A 21,633-nucleotide genomic window follows, 5' to 3' on the forward strand; every position below is an offset into this window, starting at 1 on the left:
GCGCCCGGGGCCGCTCCCGCACGGTGCGGAGCCCTCTGCCGCCTCACCCTGTGTAACCGCTTTCCACCCCTCCTCCAGCACTGGCCGGATCCCCGCCCCCGGCCGCGTCGCGAGGAGGCGCGGTCTTCCCGAGCCACCCGCCGCCGGTACCATGCGAAGGAGCGCGCGGGCGGCCACCACTTGCCCGCGCCTGGTCAACTCCCGTCCGTGGAAAGGTGGTTCCCACACTCGGCGGGAGACGCGGGGGACTTTTGTGGGGGACCTGATGGACTTCAGCGCAGAGAGGTCGGGCACCCCCGCCGACCTTGCCTGGCTGCGTGCTGTCGACGCCTACACGGTGGGTGCCTACGCACACGCCGAGGAGGAGTTCCGGGTCGCGGTGCGCCTCGATCCGGGGATGGCCGACGCCTGGCTGGGCCTGCACGCCCTGCGCGTGGACACCACGACCGCGCTCATGCAGATGCACCGGCACCGCGACCGCTTCGGCGAACAGCGCGAGGCACACGGCCGTTCACTCAACTCCTGGTACTGGCTCGGCTGGTGGGTGCAGCCGGTGCTGGAGACCCGCCGCGACCTGCTGCTGGCGTACGCCTCCCACTGGCTGGACGGGCGCCATGTGGCCGAACTCGAGCAGGCGCTGGGGGACTGCCCTCCCGTCGAGGAGGACCCCGGCGCGCGGTTCCTGCACGCCTGCCGGGCCTATCTGGTCAAGGACTGGGACCAGTTGATCAAGCACACCGAGCCGCTCCTCGACGATCCGGTGCTCGGAATCGAGGCGGGCCTGTTCGGCGGGATGGCGCGGGTGCGCCTGGAGCTGTGCGCGCAGGCCGAGTCTCTGCTGGCGACGGCGCTGATGCGCTGCCGGTCCGAACAGCCCCAGCGCAAGGAACTGCGCTACTGGCTGGCGCGGGCGCGTGAGGGGACGGGCCGCAGCGCGGCCGCGCTGCCGCTGTACCGGTCGGTGCACCGGGTCGATCCCTCGTTCATGGACACCGCGGCGAGGCTGGCGGCGATCATGGCCGGGGAGGGTCTGGACGACGACGCCGGCGACCTGGCCCCGGTGCCGCTGGCCGGTCTGGGGCAGATGAGCGGGAGCGAGACCCAGGACGGTGGCGAGTCACTGTCCGGCGGCGAGCTGCTGGACGGGCGGGCGCCGTGGGCCGGGCAGCCGGCGGGGCCCGGCGGTGACGGGCCCCGGGAGAAGGCGGTGCTGCCGGTCGCTCCGGTGCCGCCGCGCTCAGCGGTGCTGGGCGCCCCCGACCCCGTTCTGCTGGCGCAGGCGCTGGCCGAGCTGGAGAAGATGGTGGGGCTCGATCCGGTCAAGCGGCAGGTGCGGGCGCTGTCGGCCCAGCTGCGGATGGCGCGGCTGCGCGCCGGACAGGGGCTGCCGGTGCAGCCGCCCAAGCGGCACTTCGTCTTCTCGGGCCCCTCGGGGACGGGCAAGACGACGGTGGCCCGCATACTCGGGCGGGTCTTCTACGCCCTGGGGCTGCTGGACGGCGAGCACCTCGTGGAGGCCCAGCGGGCGGACCTGGTGGGTGAGTTCCTGGGCCAGACCGCGGTGAAGGCGAACGAGCTGATCGACTCGGCACTCGGCGGGGTGCTCTTCGTCGACGAGGCGTACAGCCTGGCGAACTCCGGCTACACCAAGGGCGACGCCTACGGAGACGAGGCTCTGCAGGTCCTGCTCAAGCGGGCCGAGGACAACCGGGACCGGCTCGTGGTGATCCTCGCCGGGTACCCGGAGGGCATGGACCGGCTTCTGGCGGCGAACCCCGGGCTGAACTCCCGTTTCACCACCCGGGTCGACTTCCCCAGCTACCGCCCGCTGGAGCTGATGCGCATAGGCGAGGTGCTGGCGGCGGAGAACGGCGACACCTGGGACGAGGACGCCCTCGACGAGCTGCGCAGCATAAGCGGGCACGTCGTCGAGCAGTGGTGGATCGACGAACTCGGCAACGGCCGCTTCGTGCGCACCCTGTACGAGAAGAGCTGCGCCTACCGCGATCTGCGGCTCTCCGGCCTTGAAACCGTTCCTACGCGCGAAGACCTCTCGACGCTGCGGCTGCCGGATCTGATGCAGGCGTACGGGGAGGTGCTGTCCGGGCGCGACCTGCGCGGCCGCGACCCGGACCAGCCCGACTGACGCCACCCGGCCGGAGCACCACGACCGGAGCGCCACCACCGGAGCACCACCGAAGGGGAGCACCACCCGACCGGTGCCCGGCACCCACCGATCCGGGGCTCACGCCCGGGCCGCGCGGTGGGAGGGGTCGCGCACCTCGCCCACCAGGGTCTCCAGCACGTCCTCCAGGGTCACCAGCCCCAGCACCCTGCCCTCGCCGTCGGCCACGGCCGCCAGATGCGAGGCCGCCCTGCGCATCGAGGTCAGCGCGTCGTCCAGGGGCATCTCGTCCCTGATCGTGGTCATCGGCCGCCACAGCCGCTGCGGGACCGCCTGGTCGGGGTCCTCCAGGTCGAGCACGTCCTTGACGTGCAGATAGCCGCGGAAGGAGCCACCGGGCCCGGTTACCGGGAAGCGCGAGAAGCCCGTGCGGACGGTCAGCTCCTCGACCTGGCGCGGGGTGACGGCCGGGACGACGGTGATGAGCGTCTCCGTCTTCAGCAGGACGTCGGTGACCGGGCGGGTGCCCAGCTCCAGCGCGTCCTCCAGGCGCTGCTGCTCTCCCTTGTCCAGGAGCCCGGCCTGACGGGAGTCCTGCACGATGTGGGTGAGCTCCTCGCTGGTGAAGACCGACTCGACCTCGTCCTTGGGCTCGACCCGGCACAGCCACAGCACCAGGCGGGCGCACGCGCCGAGGACGGCGGTGACCGGCCGGAAGAGGCGGGCGAGGGTGACCAGGCCGGGGCTGAGCCAGACCGCCGTCTTCTCCGGGGCGGCCATGGCGAGGTTCTTGGGGACCATCTCGCCGACGACCAGGTGGAGGAAGACCACGACCGCCAGCGCGATCACGTAGCCGATGGGGTGGACCAGGCCCTCGGGCAGGTGCACCGCGTGGAACAGGGGTTCGAGCAGGTGGGCGACGGTCGGCTCGGCGACGGCACCGAGGGTCAGCGAGCAGACGGTGATGCCGAACTGCGCGGCCGCCATCATCTGCGGAAGGCTCTCCAGGCCCTGGAGCACGGTGCGGGCACGCGCCGACTTCACGGCGAGCGGCTCGATCTGGCTTCGGCGCACGGAGACCAGGGCGAACTCCGCGCCGACGAAGAAGCCGTTGCCGAGGACCAGCAGGACGGCGAACAGCAGTTGCAGGAAGCTCATCGCCGCACCTGCCCCGAGGAGTCGGCGGAACCGGAATCGGCGGACCGTGTGCCGGTGCCCCGTGTGCCGGTGCCCCGTGTGCCGTCGGTCCGGGAGTCGGCGGACCGCGGGTTGGCGGTCCGCGGCGGCGCCGGGACCTCGCCCTTGCCGCCGATCCGCACCAGGCGCACCCGCTCGGCCCGGTGGTGGGCCACCTCGCGCACCCGCAGCCGCCATCCGGGCAGGACGACGGTGTCGCCCTCCTCGGGGATCCTTCCGAGCACGTCGGCGACGAGGCCGGCGACCGTCTCGTAGGGGCCTTCGGGGGCGTGCAGGCCGATGCGCTCCAGCAGGTCGACGCGGCAGCTGCCGTCGGCGTCCCACACGGGATGGCCGTTCTCGGGGGGCGCGGGAGCGAGCTCCGGCAGGTCGACCGCGTCGTGCTCGTCACGGACCTCGCCGACGAGCTCCTCGACGATGTCCTCCAGGGTGACCACGCCGGCGGTGCCTCCGTACTCGTCCACGACGACGGCCATGGGCTGCTCGTGGCGCAGCCGCTCCAGCAGCTCCTGGACCGGGAGGGTCTCGGGAACGAGCAGCGGGGGGACGGCGATACGGCCGACCGGGCGGCGGTCGCGCAGCGCCGGTGGAACGGCCAGCGCGTCCTTGAGGTGGACGACGCCGACAACCTCGTCGAGGCGCTCGCGGTAGACCGGGAAGCGGGACAGGCCGGTGGCGCGGGTGAGGTTGAGGACGTCGGCCGCGGTCGCGGTGTCCTCGAGCGCCGAGACCCGCACGCGCGGGGTCATCACCGAGATGGCGGTGAGCTCGGCGAGGTTGAGGGTGCGCACGAACAGGTCGGCGGTGTCCTCCTCGATGGCCCCCGCCCGCGCGGAGTGCCGGGCGAGGGAGACCAGCTCGGCGGGGGTGCGCGCGGAGGCCAGTTCCTCGGTGGGCTCGACGCCCAGCGCCCTGACCATGCGGTTCGCGGAGGTGTTGAGCAGGGTGATCATCGGCTTGAAGACCGCGGAGAACAGCAGCTGCGGGCGGGCGACGAAGCGGGTGACCTGCAGGGGCCGGGAGATCGCCCAGTTCTTGGGGACGAGCTCACCGATGACCATCTGCACGGCGCTGGCCAGCAGCATGCCGACGATCACGGCGCAGGTGTGCACCGCGGGCTCCGGAATGCCGACGGAGGCGAACGGTCCGCTCAGGAGCGCGGCCATGGCGGGCTCGGCGAGCATACCGACGACCAGCGAGGTGATCGTGATCCCGAGCTGGGTCCCGGACAGCTGGAACGACAGCTCGCGCAGGGCTTCGAGCACACGGCGCGCGCGGTGGTCGCCCTCGGCCGCGGCGCGCTCCACCGCGGGCTTGTCGACGGCCACGAGGCCGAACTCGGCCGCCACGAAGAAGCCGTTGGCGAGGATCAGGGCCAGGGCGGCGGCGAGGAGCAGGAGGGGGACTGTCATGGCGCCACCTCCCCGCTCCGGGCTTGGGCGGACGAGGCGGCGCAGGTACTGCAGGACGATGGGTCCATCGCCGGAGAGTGTCACTCCTCGGGTAGGTACGGTCCGCGGATACGGGTCGTAGACACGGGGCTCGGGGCGCGCTGCGGCGCCGCTGAGACAAGAGTAGACAAGACAGCGGGCGGCGTCAGTCCGTGCCCGCCCCGCCGTCTCCTCCGGGGGCACCGGGGGTGCCCGGGCCGCCGGGGGCCCGGCCGGTCCCGTAGGCCTCGGCCAGGGCCCGCAGGCGGCCCGCGGCCCGTACCGCCCGGTCCCGGCCCGCGCCCGGCTGGATGCCCATGGCGGCCATGGTGGTGCCGTCGGCGAGGTCCAGGTAGACCCAGGGGTCGCCGGGCCGCAGGTTCACCCGGACCAGCTCCGCCCATTCCAGGCGCCGCTTGACGGTGAGGTTGACCACGGTGACCCCGTCCCGGTCGGCCACGATCTTGGGCCGGGAGAGCACGGCGAGGACGGCGAAGATCACCAGGCCGGTGCCGACGAAGGTGGCCCGGTCCCCCGTGCCCCACGCGGTGGGACCGTCGTGGGGCAGGGCGACGGCGATCACGGTGAAGACCGCGAGCAGGGCCGCTCCGGTGCTCAGGAGTACGACGCGGGTGCGCCGCGGCCGGAAGGTGGCCGGGAGATCTGGCAGATCGGCGGGGGCAGGCACGTCTGGCGCTTTCATCGTTCGTGGACCGGCTTCGTGGACCGGCTTCTGGACCGGGCGGGGCGGCTTCGGGGCGCCGGTCAGAGGCGGCAGGCGTGGATGTCCGTGACGAGGATGGCGCGGGCGCCGACCTCCCACAGGTCGTCCATGATCCGCTGTGCCTCCTTGCGCGGCACCATGGAGCGGACCGCGACCCAGCCCTCGTTGTGCAGCGGGGAGACCGTCGGCGACTCCAGGCCGGGGGTCAGGGCCACGGCCTCCTCCACGTGCTCCGCGCGGATGTCGTAGTCCATCATCACGTAGCGGCGGGCGACCAGGACGCCCTGGAGGCGGCGCACGAACTGCTTGACCCGGGCGTCGTCCGGGTCGGCTCCGACGCGCCGGATGAGGACGGCCTCGGAATCCAGGATGGGGTCGCTGATGATCTCCAGGCCCTGGTTGCGCAAGGTGGTGCCGGTCTCGACGACGTCCGCGATGACCTCGGCGACGCCGAGCTTGATCGCGGTCTCCACCGCCCCGTCGAGGCGGACGACGGAGGCGTCCACGCCGTTGTCGGCGAGGTGCTTGGCGACCAGGCCGGAGAACGAGGTGGCCACCGTCATGCCGCCGAACTCGCTGACGTCCTTCGCCGTGCCCGGGAGCGTGGCGTAGCGGAACGTGGAGCGGGCGAAGCCGAGCTGGAGGATCTCCTCGGCGCAGGCCCCCGAGTCCAGGAGGAGGTCGCGGCCGGTGATGCCGATGTCGAGGCGTCCGGATCCGACGTAGACCGCGATGTCGCGCGGGCGGAGGAAGAAGAACTCGACGTTGTTCTCCGGGTCCACCAGGACGAGCTCGCGGGAGTCCTTGCGCTGGCGGTATCCGGCCTCGTGCAGCATCGCCGACGCAGGCTCGGACAGTGAACCCTTGTTGGGAAGTGCGATGCGCAGCATGGGAGGTCAGACCCTTCGGGAGGTTGTTCGCGGGATGCGGGGATGAGGGGATGCGGCGGATGTGCTGGACCTTCGCGGTGGCGGTGGGCCCGGACGGCGGGACCCGCCCGCCGTCCGGGCCGACGGCTCACAGATGAGCGTAGACGTCCTCGAGGCTGATGCCGCGGGCGACCATCATCACCTGAAGGTGGTACAGGAGCTGGGAGATCTCCTCGGCGGTGCGGTCGGCGCCCTCGTGCTCGGCGGCCATCCAGACCTCGGCGGCCTCCTCGACGACCTTCTTGCCGATCGTGTGCACACCCGCGGCGACGAGTTCCGCGGTACGGGACGAGGCGGGGTCGCCGGAGGCGGCCTTGTGCTGGAGCTCGGTGAAGAGCTCGTCGAATGTCTTCGCCATGGTGGCTACAACCTACCGGGTCGCGCGGGCGCCCCCGTCACCGCCATGGTTCGGAGACGGACCTCAGCGTGGCCGCGGTGGCGACGGCCGCGGTGACCGCCTCGTGCCCCTTGTCCTCGGTGGATCCGGCGATGCCCGCCCGGTCCAGGGCCTGCTCCTCGGTGTCGCAGGTGAGCACGCCGAAGCCGACGGGGACGCCGGTCTCGACGCCGACCTGCGTCAGTCCGTTGGTGACGCCCTGGCACACGTACTCGAAGTGCGGGGTGCCGCCGCGGATGACGACGCCGAGGGCGACGATCGCGTCGTAGCCGCGGGTGGCCAGGACCTTGGCGACCACCGGCAGCTCGAAGCTGCCGGGGACGCGCAGCACGGTGGGCTCGTCGATGCCGAGCTCGCCGAGAGCGCGCAGCGCGCCCGCGACCAGCCCGTCCATGACCTTCTCGTGCCACTGCGCGGCGATGACCGCCACACGCAGGTCCGCGCAGTTGCGTACCGAAATCTCGGGTGCGCCCTTACCGCTCACGTCTCTCCTCGGTCGTTCACAGCGTTTCAGTGCTTCGGGTGGTGCGTCAGGCGGGGTCGCCGAGCCACGGCAGGTCGTGGCCCATGCGGTCGCGCTTGGTCTGCAGGTAGCGCAGATTGTGCTCCCCGGCCTGCACGGGCAGGGGTTCCCGGCCGAGGACCTTCAGTCCGTGACGGGTGAGGGCCGAGGTCTTGTCCGGGTTGTTGGTGAGCAGGCGCAGCGAGTGGACACCGAGGTCGGCGAGGATCTGCGCGCCGGCTCCGTAGTCGCGTGCGTCGGCGGGCAGGCCGAGCTCGAGGTTGGCGTCGAGGGTGTCGCGGCCGAACTCCTGGAGCTCGTAGGCGCGCAGCTTGTGCATCAGGCCGATGCCGCGGCCTTCGTGCCCGCGCAGGTAGAGCACGACACCGCGGCCCTCGTCGGCCACCCGCTTGAGCGAGGCCTGCAACTGCGGGCCGCAGTCGCAGCGCTGGGAGGCGAAGACGTCGCCGGTCAGGCACTCGGAGTGCACTCGGACGAGGACGTTCTCGCCGTCGGCGAGGCGGCCGTACTCCAGGTCGCCCGCGACGAGCGCGATGTGCTCGACGCCGTCGGTGGTGCTGCGGTAGCCGAACGCGCGGAACGCGCCGTGGACGGTGGGCAACCGGGTCTCTGCCTCGCGGCGCACGGTCGGCTCCGCCTTGCGGCGGTAGGCGATCAGGTCCTCGATGGAGACGATCGACAGGCCGTGCTTGCGCGCGAACGGCACGAGCTGCGGCAGCCGGGCCATGGTGCCGTCCTCGTTGGCGATCTCGCAGATGACCGCGGTGGGGTGCAGTCCGGCCAGGCGGCACAGGTCGGGGCCGGCCTCGGTGTGGCCGTTGCGGGTCAGCACCCCGCCCTCGCGGGCACGCAGCGGGAAGATGTGGCCGGGGCGGACGAAGTCCCCGGGGACGGAGCCCGGGTCGACGAGCTGCCGGATGGTGCGGGCGCGGTCGGCGGCGGAGATGCCGGTGGTGGTGCCGTGCTTGGCGTCCACGGAGACCGTGAAGGCCGTGCGCATGCTCTCGGTGTTGTCCTCGACCATCTGCCGCAGCTCGAGCCGGTCCACGTCCGGGCCCTGCATGGGCACGCAGATCAGGCCCCGGCACTCGGTCATCATGAAGGCGACCAGCTCGGGGGTGACGAGCTCGGCGGCGAAGACCAGGTCGCCCTCGTTCTCGCGGTCCTCGTCGTCGACGACCACGACGGGCCGTCCGGCCGCGATGTCGGAGACGGCGCGCTCGATCGGGTCCAGACACAGGTCGTCCTCGCCGGCCAGTGCGTGCAGTGCGGCTGTTGAGGCGCTCATGCTGCGATCCCTTCGAGAACAGGCTGCTGCCTTGCGTTGACGCGCGAGCGCTGCCACCAGTCGCGCAGGCCGAACAGGACCATCACGAACATCACCCCGTAGACGAGAGCGGAGAAGATCAGACCGCTGTTGATCTGGAGCGGGATCCCGACCATGTCGACGGCGATCCAGACGAACCAGAACTCGACCCAGCCCTTGGCCTGTGCGTACATGGCGATGGCGGAGCCGACGAAGATGTAGGCGTCGGGCCAGGGGGCCCAGGACCAGCCGACGGTGTCGAGGAAGAGCGCGTAGCCGACGGTGGCGGCGCCCATGACGGCGACGAGCCCGAGGCGCTCGGCGTTGGTGGCGAAGCGGACCTTGACCGCGCCCTCGTCGCGGCGGTCGCGGTTCCAGCGGGCCCAGCCCCACAGGGCGGCCACGATGATGACGACCTGGCGGGTGGCGTTGCCGCCGAGGTGGGCGGACAGGCTGGCCGCGATGAGGAGCAGGGAGCCGGTGATCTGCACCGGCCAGCTCCACAGGGAGCGGCGCATGGCGAGGCCGATCGTCGCTGTGGCCAGGATGTTGCCGAACATGTCCGAGTACGGCACGGGCTTGCCCAGCGCGTGGAACGCGGGGTCGTTGAGCCAGGACAGGACGTTCACGCGGTCACCTCTCCGGGGACGCCGACGGCGGCGGGACCGCCGTGGGCGAGCAGCCGCTCGACGTACTTGGCCAGGACGTCGACCTCGAGGTTGACCGGGTCGCCGGGCTGCTTGATCCCGAGGGTGGTCAGTTCGAGCGTGGTGGGGATCAGGCTCACGGTGAAGTGGTCGGCGGCGGCGTCGACCACGGTGAGGCTGATGCCGTCCACCGTGATGGAGCCCTTCTCGACGACGTAGCGGGCGAGTTCGGCGGGCAGGGCGATCCTGACGATCTCCCAGTGCTCGCCGGGAATCCGTTCGAGGACGGTGCCGGTGCCGTCCACATGGCCCTGGACGAGGTGTCCGCCGAGGCGGCCGCCGAGCGCCATGGGGCGTTCGAGGTTGACGCGGGAGCCCGGCCGGAGCGCGCCGAGGCTGGAGCGCTTGAGAGTCTCCGCCATCACGTCGGCGGTGAACTCCCCGTCCGCGGTGTCGACCACGGTCAGGCAGACCCCGTTGACGGCGATCGAGTCGCCGTGCTTGGCGCCTTCGGTGACGACGGGGCCGCGCAGCCGCAACCGGGACGAGTCGCCCAGTTCCTCGACGGCGACGACCTCACCCAGTTCTTCGACGATTCCGGTGAACACTCAGCTCTCCTCGGTGGTGGCGGACGCCGCGGCCGTGACGCGCGTGTCCGGTGTCGCGGGCCGTGGGTAGGCGGTGATGCGCAGGTCCGGTCCGAAGCGCGTGGTTTCGGCCACATCGAGGCGCAACGCCCGTCCGATGGAAGTGATTCCGGCACCGCCCAGGGCGGTGGGTCCGGCGCCCAGCAGGGCGGGCGCGAGGTAGCCGACGACCTTGTCGACGAATCCGGCGCGGACGAAGGCTCCGGCGAGGGTGGGGCCGCCCTCCAGCAGGACCGAGCGCACATCCCGGTCGTGCAGGGCGGCCAGCAGCGCGGTCAGGTCGAGCCCGGTGCCGTCGGCGGCGCGCGGGAGCCGCAGGAGGCTGCCCCGCGGAAGGTGGGCGGCCTCGGCGTCCTCGGCCACGCAGATGAGGGTGGCGGCGGCCCCGTCCAGGACGCGGGCGCCGGCCTTGGTGGCGGTGGCCGCGGTGTCGAGGACGACGCGCAACGGCTGCGGCCGGCCGGGGTGTTCGTGGTCGCGGACGGCCAGGTGCGGATCGTCGGCGGCCATGGTGCCGGAGCCGACGACGACCGCGTCCGCCTCGGACCGCAACCGGTGGACGTCGGCGCGGGCCTGCGGCCCGGTGATCCAGCGGCTGCTGCCGTCGAGGGCAGCGATCCGGCCGTCGAGTGTGGCCGCGTACTTCCACAGCACGAACGGGCGGCCCCGCAGTACCGAGATCAGCCAGGCCTCGTTGGACGCGGCGGCCTCGTCGGCGAGCAGGCCGCCCTCGACGTCGATGCCGGCGGCGGCGAGCGTCGCGGCGCCGCCGTTCGCGAGGGGGTGGGGGTCGGCGACGGCGTGGACGACCCGGGTGATCCCGGCGTCGATGAGGGCGAGCGCGCAGGGGCCGGTGCGGCCGGTGTGGTTGCAGGGCTCGAGGGTGACGACGGCGGTGCCGCCGCGGGCGCGCTCCCCCGCCTGCCGCAGGGCGTTGACCTCGGCGTGGGGGCCTCCGGCGCGCTCGTGCCAGCCCTCGCCGACGACCTCTCCGGCGGGGTCGAGGACGACACAGCCGACGATCGGGTTGGGGCTGGTGGAGCCGAGGCCGCGCGCGGCGAGCAGGATGGCCCGGCGCATGGCGTCGGCTTCGGGGAGCGGTGCCACCGGAGTCCTCCTGCCGCGTCTTGGGCGCGGACTCCGGGGTGGCGGGAAAAGACGGGTCGCCGATTCGGGACGCGGCACCGCGGGGGCGTCCACTGGTCCTCGCGGACAGGTGGAACCGCTGACGGCGGCGTACCGGCTGACGCCCGCCGCGCACTGCCTCCCATCCGGACTTTAACCGTCGGTCCAGGAATTTCACCTGGTCAACCGGCCGCTGGTTGCGGCCGGGTCGCGGACTGTAACCGCCGGTTCGGAATTTCACCGACCCCGGAGTGCGCGAACGTCACTGATACGCGTCCAGTGTGCCACGTCCCGTCCACGCCGGTGGAGGGCACCGTCCTGTGGGCTCGATCACTCGGGCCCCGCTCCAGCGGCCCGCCACCGGCGCTCTGCGGTTGCTCGACGCGTTCTCCGCGCGGCCTCGGCCGGAGCATGCGGTCCCGGCCGAGTTCGGGTCTTCAGCCGAGGATGTTGTCCAGTTGCTCGGCGCCCGGGCGCAGGAGCCACAGGTCACCGCCCGGCGGGGGCTGGAGCCCGGCGACGGCCGCGCGGGCCTCGTCGTCCCCCTTGTCGGCGGCGGCGTGGACGATGTCGTCGGCCGCGTAGGCGTGGAAGTCGAGTTCGGGATGGGGCCAGGGCTGCTCGCCGGTGGCGGAGGGCAGCAGGAAGTCGACGGCCTTGAACAGCCCTGCGCCGTTGGGGCCGGTGTGGTGCCACAGGTCCACGCCCACGCGGTCCCCGACGGCGGCGAGCCGGGTGAACGCCACGAGGTTGAAGGTCGAGTAGTGCCAACTGCGGGTCCGGGCCAGCTCACCGGGCTGGCTGCCGTCGGCCGCGATCTGGGCGTCGACGCGCTTGGCGCGCGCCCGCGTGACGACGGAGCGGGCGAGGTCGCGCCGTCCGACCGCGGCGGCGAGGGCGGCCACCTGCATGTCGGCGAAGGTGCCGTGGTTGTTGAGGGCCGCCGACTCCTCCTTGCCGAAGTCGCTGTCCACCAGCCAGTCGAGGAACCGCTCGTTCCACTCCCTCATCCCCGTGCGGTCGGCGGAGGACCAGCCGGGCGCCCCGGAGTCGAGGATGGCGGCGGCGTCCACGACGCTGGTGAAGCCCTGCGAGAAGTCGATGATGCCGATGGCGCGGCCGTCGTACTTGCAGGGGATGAACTGGGCGTGCTGGAGGCTGGGGTTCATCCGGGTCGCCGGGGTCACGAACCAGGTGCGCAGGATCTCGGCGGCGTGCTCGGCGTAGGCGCGCTTGCCGGTGTAGTACCAGGCGAGGGAGAGCTCGTAGGCCGATTCGAAGACCTTGGCCCGCTCGGGATGGTCGGTGAGCTTGTCCACATCCGGATTGCGCCGGCCATCCTTCTGAACGTACGGGCAGCCGTAGGGGTTGTCCGCGGTCCTGGGCAGGGTGGGCCACCAGTAGGGCGCCTGGCTGAAGTAGTCGTGCTTGTCGCCGCCGGGCGGCACCTGGTCCTTGTCGGTGACGGTCCACGGGCCCTGCCCGAGCCAGGCGTCGGCCTGTGCGGTGAGGTCGCGCAGCGCCCGCTCGAGCTTCCGGTCGCCCGCCTTGAGCCGCACCTTGGTCCTCCACAGCCGCTTGCCGTCGAGGACCACGGTGCGGGGCACCGCGGCTGCGGGCGTCGGGGCTGCGGGCGCCGATGCACGGGGAATCGCGGCTGCGGGAGCCGAGTCACGGGGAGCCGACGCACGGGGAGCCGCGGCCGCGGCCGCCCCGGCACGCGGTCCGGGCTCGGCGGCGCCGGTGGCCGGCACCCCCAGCGCCGCGACGAGGGCGGCGGCCACGGCCGCGCGGACCAGTCGCCGGTGGACTCCTGATGGCGCACTCATCCCAGCACACTCCAATCAGATAGCTGAACGATGTTCAGAGTCACGACGGCGCGCCAGGCTATGCCCACCCCCCGGGCGGCACAACGGGGAAGGTTTGGTTCCGTTTGTGAACCGCGGGCCGCGGGCCGCGGGTCGGCGCGGGGTGCCGCCGCACGGCCGCGCGGGTTCGCCCGGGACGGCGGGTCCACGACCCGCCGCAGGAAGTGCGCGCCAACTCGCCTGCCGGGCGTGGCTCTTGGCCATTGGTACAGACCTATTGACGATCTGGTCTAGTCCTCCTAGGCTCCGTGGTACGAGGACCGTTCCGTCACTCGACACGAGTCACCCGGTGGCGGCAGTGGAACAGGGCGCCTGCCGTCACCGGGCCACCACCGCGCCCGGACGTGCGCTCACACCGTGGCGAACAGATCCCGCCTGGCGGCGTCCAGTGCGATGACCATCGCCCCGCGCAGCACGGGGCTGCCCTCCACCGTCCCGGCCCGCACCTGGGTGTGCAGCGGGGACAGCTCCTCCAGCCGCGTCTGGACCCGGCGGGTGAGTTCCGCTCCCCCGGCCCGCCCCACCTCGCCCCCGAGGACGACGCAGCCCGGGTCGAGAACCGCGGTCAGCGCTGCCGCGCCGATGGCGATCCGCCCGGCGAGCTCGTCCAGGAAGGCCCCGTTTCCCGTTCCCAGGGCCTCACCCAGCGCCGCCTCCGCCGCCGGAGGGTCGTCCTCGGACGCGGCCGCGATCCCATGGCGGCGGGCGAGCGCGCATACGGCGGCGCTTCCGGCGAGGGAGTGGAATCCGCCGTCGCACACCGTTGCCGAGGGCAGTCCCGAGGTGCCCGGCACAGGCAGGAATCCGATCTCGCCGGTCCCCCCGGACGCCCCCCGCCGCAGCCTGCCCTCCAGGATCACGGCGGCGCCCACTCCGTGTCCGAGCCACATCAGGACGAAGGTCTCGCGGTCCGCCGCGGCGCCGACCTGGGCTTCGGCGATCCCGGCGAGGTTGACCTCGTTGTCGAGCAGGACGGGTGCGTCAAGTCCCGTGCGCAGGGCGGCGACGAACTCGGCGTGCCAGGCGGGCAGCGCGCCGGTCGCGCTGAGCTCGCCAGTGGCCGGGTCGACCAGCCCCGGAGCGCCCACGACGATGGTGTGCAAGGTGGCGTCCGCCCCGCTCTCGCGCAGGGTGCGGCCGAGGGCGGACACGGCGTCCTCGACGATCCGGGCGGCGGGCCGCGACGGGTCCACCGGGAGCACGGTCTCGGCGAGCACTCCCCCGGCGAGGTCGGCCACGGCGAGGCTCACACTCCGGGTGCGCACGTCCGCGGCCGCGATGTGCGCACGGTCGGCGGCCAGTCCGTACAGGCGGGCATTGGGGCCGCGCCGCTGCTCCCCCGCCTCGCCGACGACCCGGATCAGTCCCCCGTCCCGGAGCCGTTCGACGAGGTCGGCGACGGTGGGGCGGGACAGCCCGGTGGCCTGCTTGAGCTGGTTCGCGGTCAGCGGGCCGCGCTCGACGAGGAGTTCGAGGGCGAGCCGGTCGTTGATGGCGCGAGCCGTTCGGGGCGAGGCCGTGCGGGCGGTCGTCATGGCGGGATCCTATGCAGACTGTTTCTATCAGGCAGGCTTCCTGATAGTTTACGTGGCATGCCGTCCATCCCATCCCCGCGGAGCGAGGCCGACGCCGACGGGGCCGAGGCGCGCCGGGTCCGCCGGGCCCGCGTCGCCGTCGCCACCGTCTTCGCCCTGCACGGCTGCGTCGCCGGCAGCTTCGCCACCCGGATCCCCTGGGTGCAGGACCGGCTCGACCTCTCCCCCGGGCACCTCGGGCTCGCCCTGTCGTTTCCCGCCCTCGGCGCCTCCCTGGCCATGCCGCGGGCCGGACGGCTCGTCCACCGCTGCGGCGGGCGCGCGGCGGTGCGCGGCCTGCTGACGCTGTGGTGCGCCGGACTCGCCCTGCCCGCCCTCGCCCCCGGCCTGCCCGTGCTCTGCGCGGTCCTGTTGCTCTACGGAGCCTCGGCGGGCATGGCGGACGTGGCCATGAACGGCCAGGGCGTGGAGGTCGAGCAGCGCTTCGGGCGCTCCATCATGTCGGGCCTGCACGGCATGTGGAGCCTGGGCGCCCTCAGCGGCTCGGCGCTGGGCGTCCTGGCGACCCACACGGGCCTGGACGCGCGGATCCATCTGTCCTCGGTCGCCGCCATCCTCGTCGTGGCCGGGCTCCTGGCGTGCCGCAACCTCCTCGACATCCGGCCGGAACCGGACGAGCAGGCGCCGCCCCGCTTCGCGCTCCCGCCCAGGTCCGCGCTGGCCATCGGCGGGGTCGGGATGTGCGCGGTGTTCGCCGAGGGGGCGAGCATGGACTGGTCCGGGGTCTACCTCAGGGACATCACCTCGGCGTCGGCGAGTGTGGCGGCGGCCAGTTACGCGGCCTTCGCCTCCACCATGACCGCCACCCGGCTGGCCGGTGACACGGCGGTACGCCGTTTCGGCCCGGTGCGGACCGTGCGCGCCGGCGCGGTGGTGGCCACGCTCGGCGGCCTGCTGGTCGTCCTGGCCCGCGTCCCCGCGCTCGCCATCGCGGGTTTCGCCCTGCTGGGCGTGGGGATAGCCGTGGTCGTCCCGCTGGCCTTCGCCGCTGCGGGCAAGAGCGGACGGGCCCCGAGCCAGGCCATCGCGGGCGTCGCGACCATCACCTACGCGACCGGGCTGCTCGCCCCGGCGGCGTTCGGCGCGATCGCCGACGCCTCGTCGCTGACCGTGTCGTTCGCGATGGTGACCACGGGCACGGCGGTACTGATCGTGGCCGCCGGGGCGCTCAAGCCCGCGGCCACGGGCGTGCGGGCGGGCAGCCCCGGGCCCGCCCCCTCGAAGGTCCCGGCGGACGGGGGCTAGCGGCCTCAGTCGCGTTCGGCGTTGTCCGGGTGGGTGAGGTTGACGCCGGTGGACGGATCGAAGACATGCGCCCTCGGCACGTCCAGCCACAGCTCGATCGGATGGCCCTCGCGTGCGCCCGTGGCCGCGTTGAGCCGGGCGACCACCTGGTGGCCCATGGACCCGGCGTCCTTCAGCCCCGACTCGGTGGCCAGTTCCTCCAGTTCGGAGGTGGCCGCCGGTCCCCCGGTCTCGGCGAAGTGCACATAGACGTCCGAGCCCAGCGACTCCAGCACGTCCACGGTGGTGGTGAAGGTGTGGCCGCCGCGCCCAGCCTCCACCAGTGCCGCGTCCTCGAAGTCCTCCGGGCGGAAGCCGACGATGACCGACCTCGGCGCGTTCTGCCGCTCCAGTTGCTGCCGCGTCCGGTCGTCCACGACCAGGTCGCCCAGGGAAGTGCGCAGCATGCCGTTCTCGAGGGTGGCGCTGAGGAAGTTCATCGCCGGTGACCCGATGAAGCCCGCCACGAAGATGTTGCGGGGCTCCTCGTACAGGTACTGAGGAGTGCCGACCTGCTGGACGAGTCCCCCGCGCATGACCACGACGCGGTCGCCGAGGGTCATGGCCTCGGTCTGGTCGTGGGTCACATAGACGGTGGTCGTGCCCAGCCGCTGCTGGAGCCGGGAGATCTGTGTGCGCATCTGGACACGGAGCTTGGCGTCGAGGTTGGACAGCGGCTCGTCCATGAGGAACGCCTTGGGGCTGCGTACGATCGCGCGGCCCATGGCCACCCGCTGTCGCTGGCCGCCGGAGAGGTTGGCGGGCTTGCGGTCGAGGTGCTCGGTCAGGTCGAGGATGCGGGCCGCCTCCTCCACCTTCTCCCGGATGGATGCCTTGTCGATCTTTGCCAGGCGCAGCGCGAAGCCCATGTTGTCCCGCACGCTCATGTGCGGGTAGAGCGCGTAGCTCTGGAAGACCATGGCGATGTCGCGGTCCTTGGGCGCCTTGTCGTTGACGATCTGGTCGCCGATGCGCAGGGTGCCCTCGGTGATGTCCTCCAGTCCGGCGATCATGTTGAGGGTGGTGGACTTCCCGCATCCCGAGGGGCCGACGAGGATCACGAACTCGCCGTCGGCGATGGTGAGGTTGACGTCCTTCACGGCGAGGGCGCCGTCGGGGTAGCGCTTGGTGATGCCCTCGAGCTGGATCTCGGCCACGGTGGTTCCTCCTTCTCCTCCGGCTTGTCCTGCGGTCGCCGGGCCGGTCAGCCCTTGACCGCCCCGGCGGTCAGACCTGCGACGATGTGCCGCTGGAAGAGCAGCACGAACGCGATGATGGGAATGGTGATCACGACCGCGGCCGCGGCGATCGATCCGGTGGGCTGCTGGAACTGCGAACTGCCGGTGAAGAACGCGATGGCCGCGGGCACCGTGCGTGCCCTCGTGGTGGAGGTCAGCGAGATCGCGAAGAGGAAGTCGTTCCAGCAGAAGATGAAGACCAGGATGGCGGTGGTGAACACTCCGGGCGCCGCCAGCGGGGCGATCACCATCCGGAAGGCCTGGGCGGGGCTGGCACCGTCGACCTTGGCCGCCTTCTCCAGGTCCCAGGGGATCTCCCGGAAGAACGCCGACAGCGTGTAGATCGCCAGCGGCAGGGAGAACGTCATGTACGGGATGATCAGCCCCGGCCAGGTGTCGAACAGGCCCAGGATCCGCTCGATGTTGAACAGCGGTGAGACCAGGGAGATCGGCGGGAACATCGCGATCAGCAGGGACATGCCGATCAGCAGCCGTTTGCCGGGGAAGCGCAGCCGCGCCACGGCGTAGGCGGCCATGGTGCCCAGGACTACCGCGATCACGGTGGAGATCAGGGCGATGCCGATCGAGTTGATCAGGGCCCGGGTGAACTCCGAGGTGCGGAAGATGCCCCGGTAGTTCTCGAACGTCCACTGCTCGGGGACGAAGTCGCCGTCCGTGAGGGTGCTGGGGGTCTTGAAGGACAGCGCCGCGATCCACCACACGGGGAACAGGGCGTACCCGACCACGATCAGGTTGATGACGGTCCAGCGTGCCAGGTACCTCTTGCCGGCGGCAGCCATCAGCGTCGCACCTCCGAGCCGGGCGCGGCGGCCCCGAACAGTTTGATGAACGCGAAGGCGATGATGCCCACGCAGATGAAGATCAGCACCGAGATCGCCGAGCCGATGCCCAGGTTGAGGGCCGTGAACAGGTTGTCGTAGCCCAGGATCGACACGGACTCGGTGCCGTTGGCGCCCCCGGTGAGCACATAGATGTTGTCGAAGACCCGGAAGGCGTCGAGGGTGCGGAACAGCAGCGCCACCAGGATCGCGGGCTTCATCAGCGGCACGGTGACGAAGAAGAAGCGCTGCCAGGCCGAGGCGCCGTCGACCATCGACGCCCGCAGTGTCTCCTCCGGCACGAGAGCGAGCCCGGCCAGCAGGAGCAGCGCCATGAACGGCGTGGTCTTCCAGACCTCGGCGAGGATGATCAGCCCGATGGCGTCCCAGCGTTCGGTCAGCGGGGCGCTGCCCTCGGGCAGCAGGCTCGCCAGGTAGCCGATGCCGGGAGTCCAGGCGTACTGCCAGGAGAACGCGGCGACGACGGTCACGATTCCGTAGGGGATCAGGACGGCGGTCCGTACGACACCTCGGCCGAAGATCGTGCGGTGCATCACCAGGGCGAGCATCATGCCGAGGACGAGTTCGACGGCGACGGAGACGGCGGTGATCACGACGGTCACCTCGAACGCCTGCCACCAGAAGTCCGAGGAGAGCACCGCCCCGTAGTTGCTCAGGCCGATGAAGTGGGCCTGGCTGGGGAAGCGCAGGTCGTAGCGCTGGAGCGAGAGGTAGACGGCGTAGCCGATCGGATAGGCCGTCACCGCGAGCATGACGACGACCGCCGGGGAGCACAGGAGCCAGCCGAGCCGGCGTTCCTGCCGGGCTCCCTCGGACAGCGCCTCGGCCGCCGCCCCGCTCTGTTCCGGCGCTCCCTCGGGTGCGGCGCCGGCCGGTGCGGCCCGACCGCTCATCGTGGCCTCCCTGGGGGTGCGGAGTGATCGGGAAGTGCGCTGCGGTGGCTCACGGGATCAGCCCCTTGGACTGCAGGGCGTCGTTGATCTGGCCCCTGAGCCGGTCGACGGCGCTGCGCGGCTGGATCCCGGACGGGGGCGAGAGCGTGTGGGAGATCGCGATCGACACGTTCTGGTACGCCGGGGTCTGGGGGCGCACACTGCCCAGTTGCAGCGCGGAGAGCACATCGGCGGCGAAGGGGTAGCTCTTGATGAGGGCGGGGTCGGAGTACAGGCTCCGCAGGGTGGGGGGCAGTCCGCCCTTGAGCGCCGCGGTCATCTGGTTCTGCCGGTTGCGCAGGCACAGCGCGGCCTCGAACGCCTCGTCGGGGTGGCGCGAGTAGGCGCCGATCGCCAGGTCGATGCCGCCGATGGTGGGCCGCGAGGGGCGGTCGGCGTCGACCCGCGGGTAGGGCGCCCAGCGGAAGACCTTGAACAGCTGCGGCTTGTTGGCCTTCATCGACGGATACACGAAGGGGTAGTTGACCTCGAAGGCGGCGGTTCCGGACTCCATGGCGAGGCGGTTCTGGTCCTCCATCTGGTTGGACAGGGAGGGGTCCGCCGCGGGCGAGTCGGCCAGGTCGCGCATGACACCCGCCGCGGTGACCGCGGGCGGCCCGAGCGAGGGGGCCATGGCGTTCGGCGTCAGGATCGAGCCGCCCGCGCTGACCACGAGCGAGTTGAACCACACGGTGAGGCCCTCGTACTGCGCGCCCTGGATCTCCACGTAGTGCGGTTTGTTCCTGGCCGCCAGGTCCCGGGACATGGCGATCATCTGGGCCCAGGTCTTCGGGGGGTGGGGGACCAGGTCGGTGCGGTACCACAGCAGCTGGGTGTTGGCGTTGTAGGGGACGGCGTACAGCTTGCCCTTCCACGTCGCCGTCTTCAGGGGGACCGCCAGCGTGCCCTTGGTGGCCCGGGCCTTGTTCGCCCCGGTCCACTCGCGGATCCAGCCGGCCTCGGCGAACTCCGGGGCCCAGGTCACGTCGAGCCCGAGGATGTCGAGCGCCGAGTCCTGCGCGGCCAGCCGCCGCACCAGCTGCTGGCGCTGGGCGTCGGCCGCCCTGGGCAGTTTGTTGTAGTGGATGACGTAGCGCCCGTTGGAGGCCCGGCCGCAGTTGGTAGCGGCCTCGGCGAGCGCGCCGGAGTCGTCGGAGAAGTTGTACCAGTTCAGGTCGACGGGGCCGGACGACCCTCCACCGCCGCAGGAGGCCAGGGTCGAGGCGAGCAGCGGCAGGACGGCCAGGGCCCGCAGGCGCCGTGCCCCACGCGCACGGGAGCCTGTCCCGGCGGGTCGCCCCGCGATCCGGTGGGCCCGTCCGTCCATGCGCTGTGCACCTCACTCCCGTGGAGCCCCGCCGCCTCGACCGATTACCCTGCGTAGCCCTTCTGGTACGGACACTAGAACCCGAGCAAAGCAATCACAAGCCAACATAAGGTTCAATTCGGTCACGGCCGCCACCGACGCGCTGAGAGCCCCTCCACCGAGGAGGCGCCGCCGCACCGTCCCTCCTGAGGGGGATGCCGGAAGCATGACCATTGCTGCCACTGTGTCCGCTATGACACCAGCGCAGCAGGCAGGACCGGTACGGCAGGCAGGACCGGAACACGAGACAGGGTCGGCACACGAGACAGGACCGGGGCGACCGGCACGACCCGCGAGCGTGGGCGCGGTGGTGGAGCGGATGCGGACGTTGCGTGACGAGCTGCCTCCCGGCGACGGCGTCGGCACGTTCAACCGGGTGTACCTGTCGGTCACCGAGGAGATGCTGCGGCGCCTCGGCAACGGGTACTTCGCCGCCCCGGTCGTGGCCGCGCGGCTCGATGTGCACTTCGCCGGGCGCTACCTTGCCGCGGTGGACGCCGTGGCGCGGGGCCGCCGCCCGCCGTCGTGCTGGCGCCCGCTCTTCCAGGCCCGCCACCATCCGGGCCTGCGTCCGCTGCAGTTCGCGCTTGCCGGGATCAACGCGCACATCGGCCACGACCTGGCGCTGGCCGTCGTCGGCACCTGCCGGGACCTGGGGATCGAGCCCGAGGACATGGAGGACGACTACCAGCGGGTGGGCGAGGTCCTGACGGCGCTGGAGGAACGCGTCCGCGAGGAGCTGATGCCGGGGCCCGACCTGCTCGACATCGCCGACCCGCTGACCCACCTCGTGGGGGCGTGGAGCCTGGAGCGTGCCCGTGAGGCGGCCTGGGCGGCGGGCCGGGCGCTGTGGCGGCTGCGCGGGCTTCCCGACGTCCACGACGAGTTCGCCCACCGCCTCGACCAGAGCGTCGGCCTGGTCGGCCGCTTCCTTCTGACTCCGCTGTGCGGCCGGTGAGCGCCCGGTGAGCGCCCGGCAGCGCGCCTTCGGAAAGCTTGCCCAACGGTGCGCCGCTTCGCCGCCCGGCGTCGGTACGTTCGTCGGGTCGCCCGCCCCCAGGAGGAAGTGCCGTGCCGTCAGTCGACCTCAAGGACCTCGCAGCCGCCCTCCCCGAAGCCTGGAGCTCCCGTGTGCTGGGGGTGGTGGGCAGCGCCTGCGTGAAGGTGCTGCGCATGAACGAGCTGCCGGTCGAGGAGGAGACCCACGACGCCCCGGAGGCGCTGCTCGTCCTCGACGGCATCCTCGAACTCGTCGTGGAAGGGCGCCCGGTGCCCGTCCGCGCGGGTGAGCTGTTCCTCGTGCCGGCCCGGACCCCGCACACGGTCGGCAGCGGCAGCCACGGGACGCTGGTGATCGTGGAACTGCTCGGCACCGTGTACGGCACCGGGGAACCCGTGGCGATGGCCGCGCCGTCCTCCCCCGGTGCGCGGCGATGACGC

General features: G+C 72.1%; 20 protein-coding genes and 1 riboswitch. Of the genes, 4 read left to right on the forward strand and 16 right to left on the reverse strand.

All coding sequences use genetic code 11. From position 1 onward, the window contains the following. Positions 1 to 265 precede the first annotated feature (265 nt). The gene (locus tag IEY86_RS04085; RefSeq protein ID WP_189130113.1) at positions 266 to 2,146 is read left to right on the forward strand and encodes an AAA family ATPase; all 1,881 of its coding nucleotides are present in this window, start codon (positions 266 to 268) and stop codon (positions 2,144 to 2,146) included. A 99-nt stretch (positions 2,147 to 2,245) separates the two neighbouring features. On the opposite strand, the gene IEY86_RS04090 is transcribed toward IEY86_RS04085, so the two are convergent. The 12 genes from IEY86_RS04090 to IEY86_RS04145 all read right to left on the reverse strand — a co-directional run bounded on the left by IEY86_RS04090 (position 2,246) and on the right by IEY86_RS04145 (position 14,453). Continuing rightward, positions 2,246 to 3,283, reverse strand: coding sequence for a hemolysin family protein (locus IEY86_RS04090; RefSeq protein ID WP_189130114.1), 1,038 nt, complete (start codon positions 3,281 to 3,283; stop codon positions 2,246 to 2,248). Further along, entirely contained in the window at positions 3,280 to 4,734 is a 1,455-nt protein-coding gene (locus IEY86_RS04095; protein ID WP_189130115.1) for a hemolysin family protein, read from the reverse strand. The genes IEY86_RS04090 and IEY86_RS04095 overlap by 4 nt, the downstream gene beginning before the upstream one ends. Positions 4,735 to 4,918: 184 nt before the next feature. Next, complete coding sequence (locus IEY86_RS04100) at positions 4,919 to 5,455, reverse strand: PH domain-containing protein (protein WP_189130116.1); 537 nt, start codon at positions 5,453 to 5,455, stop codon at positions 4,919 to 4,921. Positions 5,456 to 5,517: 62 nt separating this feature from the next. Then, positions 5,518 to 6,366: an ATP phosphoribosyltransferase gene (gene hisG / locus IEY86_RS04105; protein WP_189130117.1), complete on the reverse strand. Its 849-nt coding sequence runs from the start codon at positions 6,364 to 6,366 to the stop codon at positions 5,518 to 5,520. A gap of 127 nt (positions 6,367 to 6,493) precedes the next feature. Further along, positions 6,494 to 6,763 carry a phosphoribosyl-ATP diphosphatase gene (locus IEY86_RS04110; RefSeq protein WP_189130118.1) on the reverse strand — a complete coding sequence of 90 codons (270 nt, stop codon included), beginning with the start codon at positions 6,761 to 6,763 and terminating at the stop codon, positions 6,494 to 6,496. Between the two features lie 37 nt (positions 6,764 to 6,800). After that, positions 6,801 to 7,286 (reverse strand): 6,7-dimethyl-8-ribityllumazine synthase, encoded by a 486-nt coding sequence (gene ribH / locus IEY86_RS04115; RefSeq protein WP_189130119.1) that lies wholly within the window; start codon positions 7,284 to 7,286, stop codon positions 6,801 to 6,803. Positions 7,287 to 7,332: 46 nt separating this feature from the next. After that, the gene (locus IEY86_RS04120) at positions 7,333 to 8,613 is read right to left on the reverse strand and encodes a bifunctional 3,4-dihydroxy-2-butanone-4-phosphate synthase/GTP cyclohydrolase II (RefSeq protein ID WP_189130120.1); all 1,281 of its coding nucleotides are present in this window, start codon (positions 8,611 to 8,613) and stop codon (positions 7,333 to 7,335) included. Beyond that, positions 8,610 to 9,260 (reverse strand): nicotinamide mononucleotide transporter family protein, encoded by a 651-nt coding sequence (locus tag IEY86_RS04125; protein ID WP_189130121.1) that lies wholly within the window; start codon positions 9,258 to 9,260, stop codon positions 8,610 to 8,612. The genes IEY86_RS04120 and IEY86_RS04125 overlap by 4 nt, the downstream gene beginning before the upstream one ends. Then, positions 9,257 to 9,886, reverse strand: coding sequence for a riboflavin synthase (locus IEY86_RS04130; protein WP_189130122.1), 630 nt, complete (start codon positions 9,884 to 9,886; stop codon positions 9,257 to 9,259). The genes IEY86_RS04125 and IEY86_RS04130 overlap by 4 nt, the downstream gene beginning before the upstream one ends. Continuing rightward, a complete protein-coding gene (gene ribD, locus IEY86_RS04135; protein ID WP_189130340.1) occupies positions 9,887 to 11,005 on the reverse strand; it encodes a bifunctional diaminohydroxyphosphoribosylaminopyrimidine deaminase/5-amino-6-(5-phosphoribosylamino)uracil reductase RibD in 1,119 nt (372 codons plus the stop codon). It lies immediately after the preceding gene. A 173-nt stretch (positions 11,006 to 11,178) separates the two neighbouring features. Next, positions 11,179 to 11,309, reverse strand: a riboswitch (FMN riboswitch). A gap of 178 nt (positions 11,310 to 11,487) precedes the next feature. After that, positions 11,488 to 12,879, reverse strand: coding sequence for an alginate lyase family protein (locus IEY86_RS04140; protein WP_189130123.1), 1,392 nt, complete (start codon positions 12,877 to 12,879; stop codon positions 11,488 to 11,490). Positions 12,880 to 13,268: 389 nt separating this feature from the next. Beyond that, on the reverse strand, positions 13,269 to 14,453 hold the full coding sequence (locus IEY86_RS04145; protein WP_189130124.1) for an ROK family transcriptional regulator: 1,185 nt from the start codon (positions 14,451 to 14,453) through the stop codon (positions 13,269 to 13,271). Between the two features lie 57 nt (positions 14,454 to 14,510). On the opposite strand from IEY86_RS04145, the gene IEY86_RS04150 reads away from it, so the two are divergent. Further along, positions 14,511 to 15,758, forward strand: coding sequence for an MFS transporter (locus IEY86_RS04150; RefSeq protein ID WP_189130125.1), 1,248 nt, complete (start codon positions 14,511 to 14,513; stop codon positions 15,756 to 15,758). A gap of 5 nt (positions 15,759 to 15,763) precedes the next feature. Here the strand turns inward: IEY86_RS04150 and IEY86_RS04155 are convergent, their stop codons facing one another. Genes IEY86_RS04155 through IEY86_RS04170 form a run of 4 tightly spaced genes read right to left on the reverse strand, consistent with a single transcriptional unit; the run spans position 15,764 to position 20,154 of the window. Next, positions 15,764 to 16,954 carry an ABC transporter ATP-binding protein gene (locus IEY86_RS04155; protein WP_189130126.1) on the reverse strand — a complete coding sequence of 397 codons (1,191 nt, stop codon included), beginning with the start codon at positions 16,952 to 16,954 and terminating at the stop codon, positions 15,764 to 15,766. 47 nt (positions 16,955 to 17,001) lie between these two features. Then, the gene (locus IEY86_RS04160) at positions 17,002 to 17,835 is read right to left on the reverse strand and encodes a carbohydrate ABC transporter permease (protein WP_189130127.1); all 834 of its coding nucleotides are present in this window, start codon (positions 17,833 to 17,835) and stop codon (positions 17,002 to 17,004) included. Beyond that, positions 17,835 to 18,788 (reverse strand): carbohydrate ABC transporter permease, encoded by a 954-nt coding sequence (locus IEY86_RS04165; RefSeq protein ID WP_189130128.1) that lies wholly within the window; start codon positions 18,786 to 18,788, stop codon positions 17,835 to 17,837. Before IEY86_RS04165 ends, IEY86_RS04160 begins: the two co-directional genes overlap by 1 nt. A gap of 49 nt (positions 18,789 to 18,837) precedes the next feature. Then, positions 18,838 to 20,154 carry an ABC transporter substrate-binding protein gene (locus IEY86_RS04170; RefSeq protein ID WP_189130129.1) on the reverse strand — a complete coding sequence of 439 codons (1,317 nt, stop codon included), beginning with the start codon at positions 20,152 to 20,154 and terminating at the stop codon, positions 18,838 to 18,840. Between the two features lie 232 nt (positions 20,155 to 20,386). Here IEY86_RS04170 and IEY86_RS04175 point away from each other — a divergent pair, with 232 nt between their 5' ends. Continuing rightward, positions 20,387 to 21,151: a DUF5995 family protein gene (locus IEY86_RS04175; RefSeq protein WP_373286949.1), complete on the forward strand. Its 765-nt coding sequence runs from the start codon at positions 20,387 to 20,389 to the stop codon at positions 21,149 to 21,151. Positions 21,152 to 21,264: 113 nt separating this feature from the next. Next, on the forward strand, positions 21,265 to 21,630 hold the full coding sequence (locus IEY86_RS04180) for a cupin domain-containing protein (RefSeq protein ID WP_189130131.1): 366 nt from the start codon (positions 21,265 to 21,267) through the stop codon (positions 21,628 to 21,630). Positions 21,631 to 21,633: the final 3 nt, after the last annotated feature.

The sequence above is a fragment of the Wenjunlia tyrosinilytica genome (assembly GCF_014646055.1).
In the GTDB taxonomy this organism is placed as follows: Bacteria; Actinomycetota; Actinomycetes; order Streptomycetales; family Streptomycetaceae; genus Wenjunlia; species Wenjunlia tyrosinilytica.

Coding starts and splice junctions, on each gene's coding strand:
- IEY86_RS04120 (WP_189130120.1), bottom strand. CDS start 8,613: ATGAGCGCCTCAACAGCCGCACTGCACGCACTGGCCGGCGAGGACGAC.
- IEY86_RS04165 (WP_189130128.1), bottom strand. CDS start 18,788: ATGAGCGGTCGGGCCGCACCGGCCGGCGCCGCACCCGAGGGAGCGCCG.
- IEY86_RS04170 (WP_189130129.1), bottom strand. CDS start 20,154: ATGGACGGACGGGCCCACCGGATCGCGGGGCGACCCGCCGGGACAGGC.
- IEY86_RS04145 (WP_189130124.1), bottom strand. CDS start 14,453: ATGACGACCGCCCGCACGGCCTCGCCCCGAACGGCTCGCGCCATCAAC.
- IEY86_RS04095 (WP_189130115.1), bottom strand. CDS start 4,734: ATGACAGTCCCCCTCCTGCTCCTCGCCGCCGCCCTGGCCCTGATCCTC.
- IEY86_RS04160 (WP_189130127.1), bottom strand. CDS start 17,835: ATGGCTGCCGCCGGCAAGAGGTACCTGGCACGCTGGACCGTCATCAAC.
- ribD (WP_189130340.1), bottom strand. CDS start 11,005: ATGCGCCGGGCCATCCTGCTCGCCGCGCGCGGCCTCGGCTCCACCAGC.
- IEY86_RS04100 (WP_189130116.1), bottom strand. CDS start 5,455: ATGAAAGCGCCAGACGTGCCTGCCCCCGCCGATCTGCCAGATCTCCCG.
- IEY86_RS04090 (WP_189130114.1), bottom strand. CDS start 3,283: ATGAGCTTCCTGCAACTGCTGTTCGCCGTCCTGCTGGTCCTCGGCAAC.
- IEY86_RS04150 (WP_189130125.1), top strand. CDS start 14,511: ATGCCGTCCATCCCATCCCCGCGGAGCGAGGCCGACGCCGACGGGGCC.
- IEY86_RS04175 (WP_373286949.1), top strand. CDS start 20,387: ATGACACCAGCGCAGCAGGCAGGACCGGTACGGCAGGCAGGACCGGAA.
- IEY86_RS04140 (WP_189130123.1), bottom strand. CDS start 12,879: ATGAGTGCGCCATCAGGAGTCCACCGGCGACTGGTCCGCGCGGCCGTG.
- IEY86_RS04110 (WP_189130118.1), bottom strand. CDS start 6,763: ATGGCGAAGACATTCGACGAGCTCTTCACCGAGCTCCAGCACAAGGCC.
- hisG (WP_189130117.1), bottom strand. CDS start 6,366: ATGCTGCGCATCGCACTTCCCAACAAGGGTTCACTGTCCGAGCCTGCG.
- IEY86_RS04085 (WP_189130113.1), top strand. CDS start 266: ATGGACTTCAGCGCAGAGAGGTCGGGCACCCCCGCCGACCTTGCCTGG.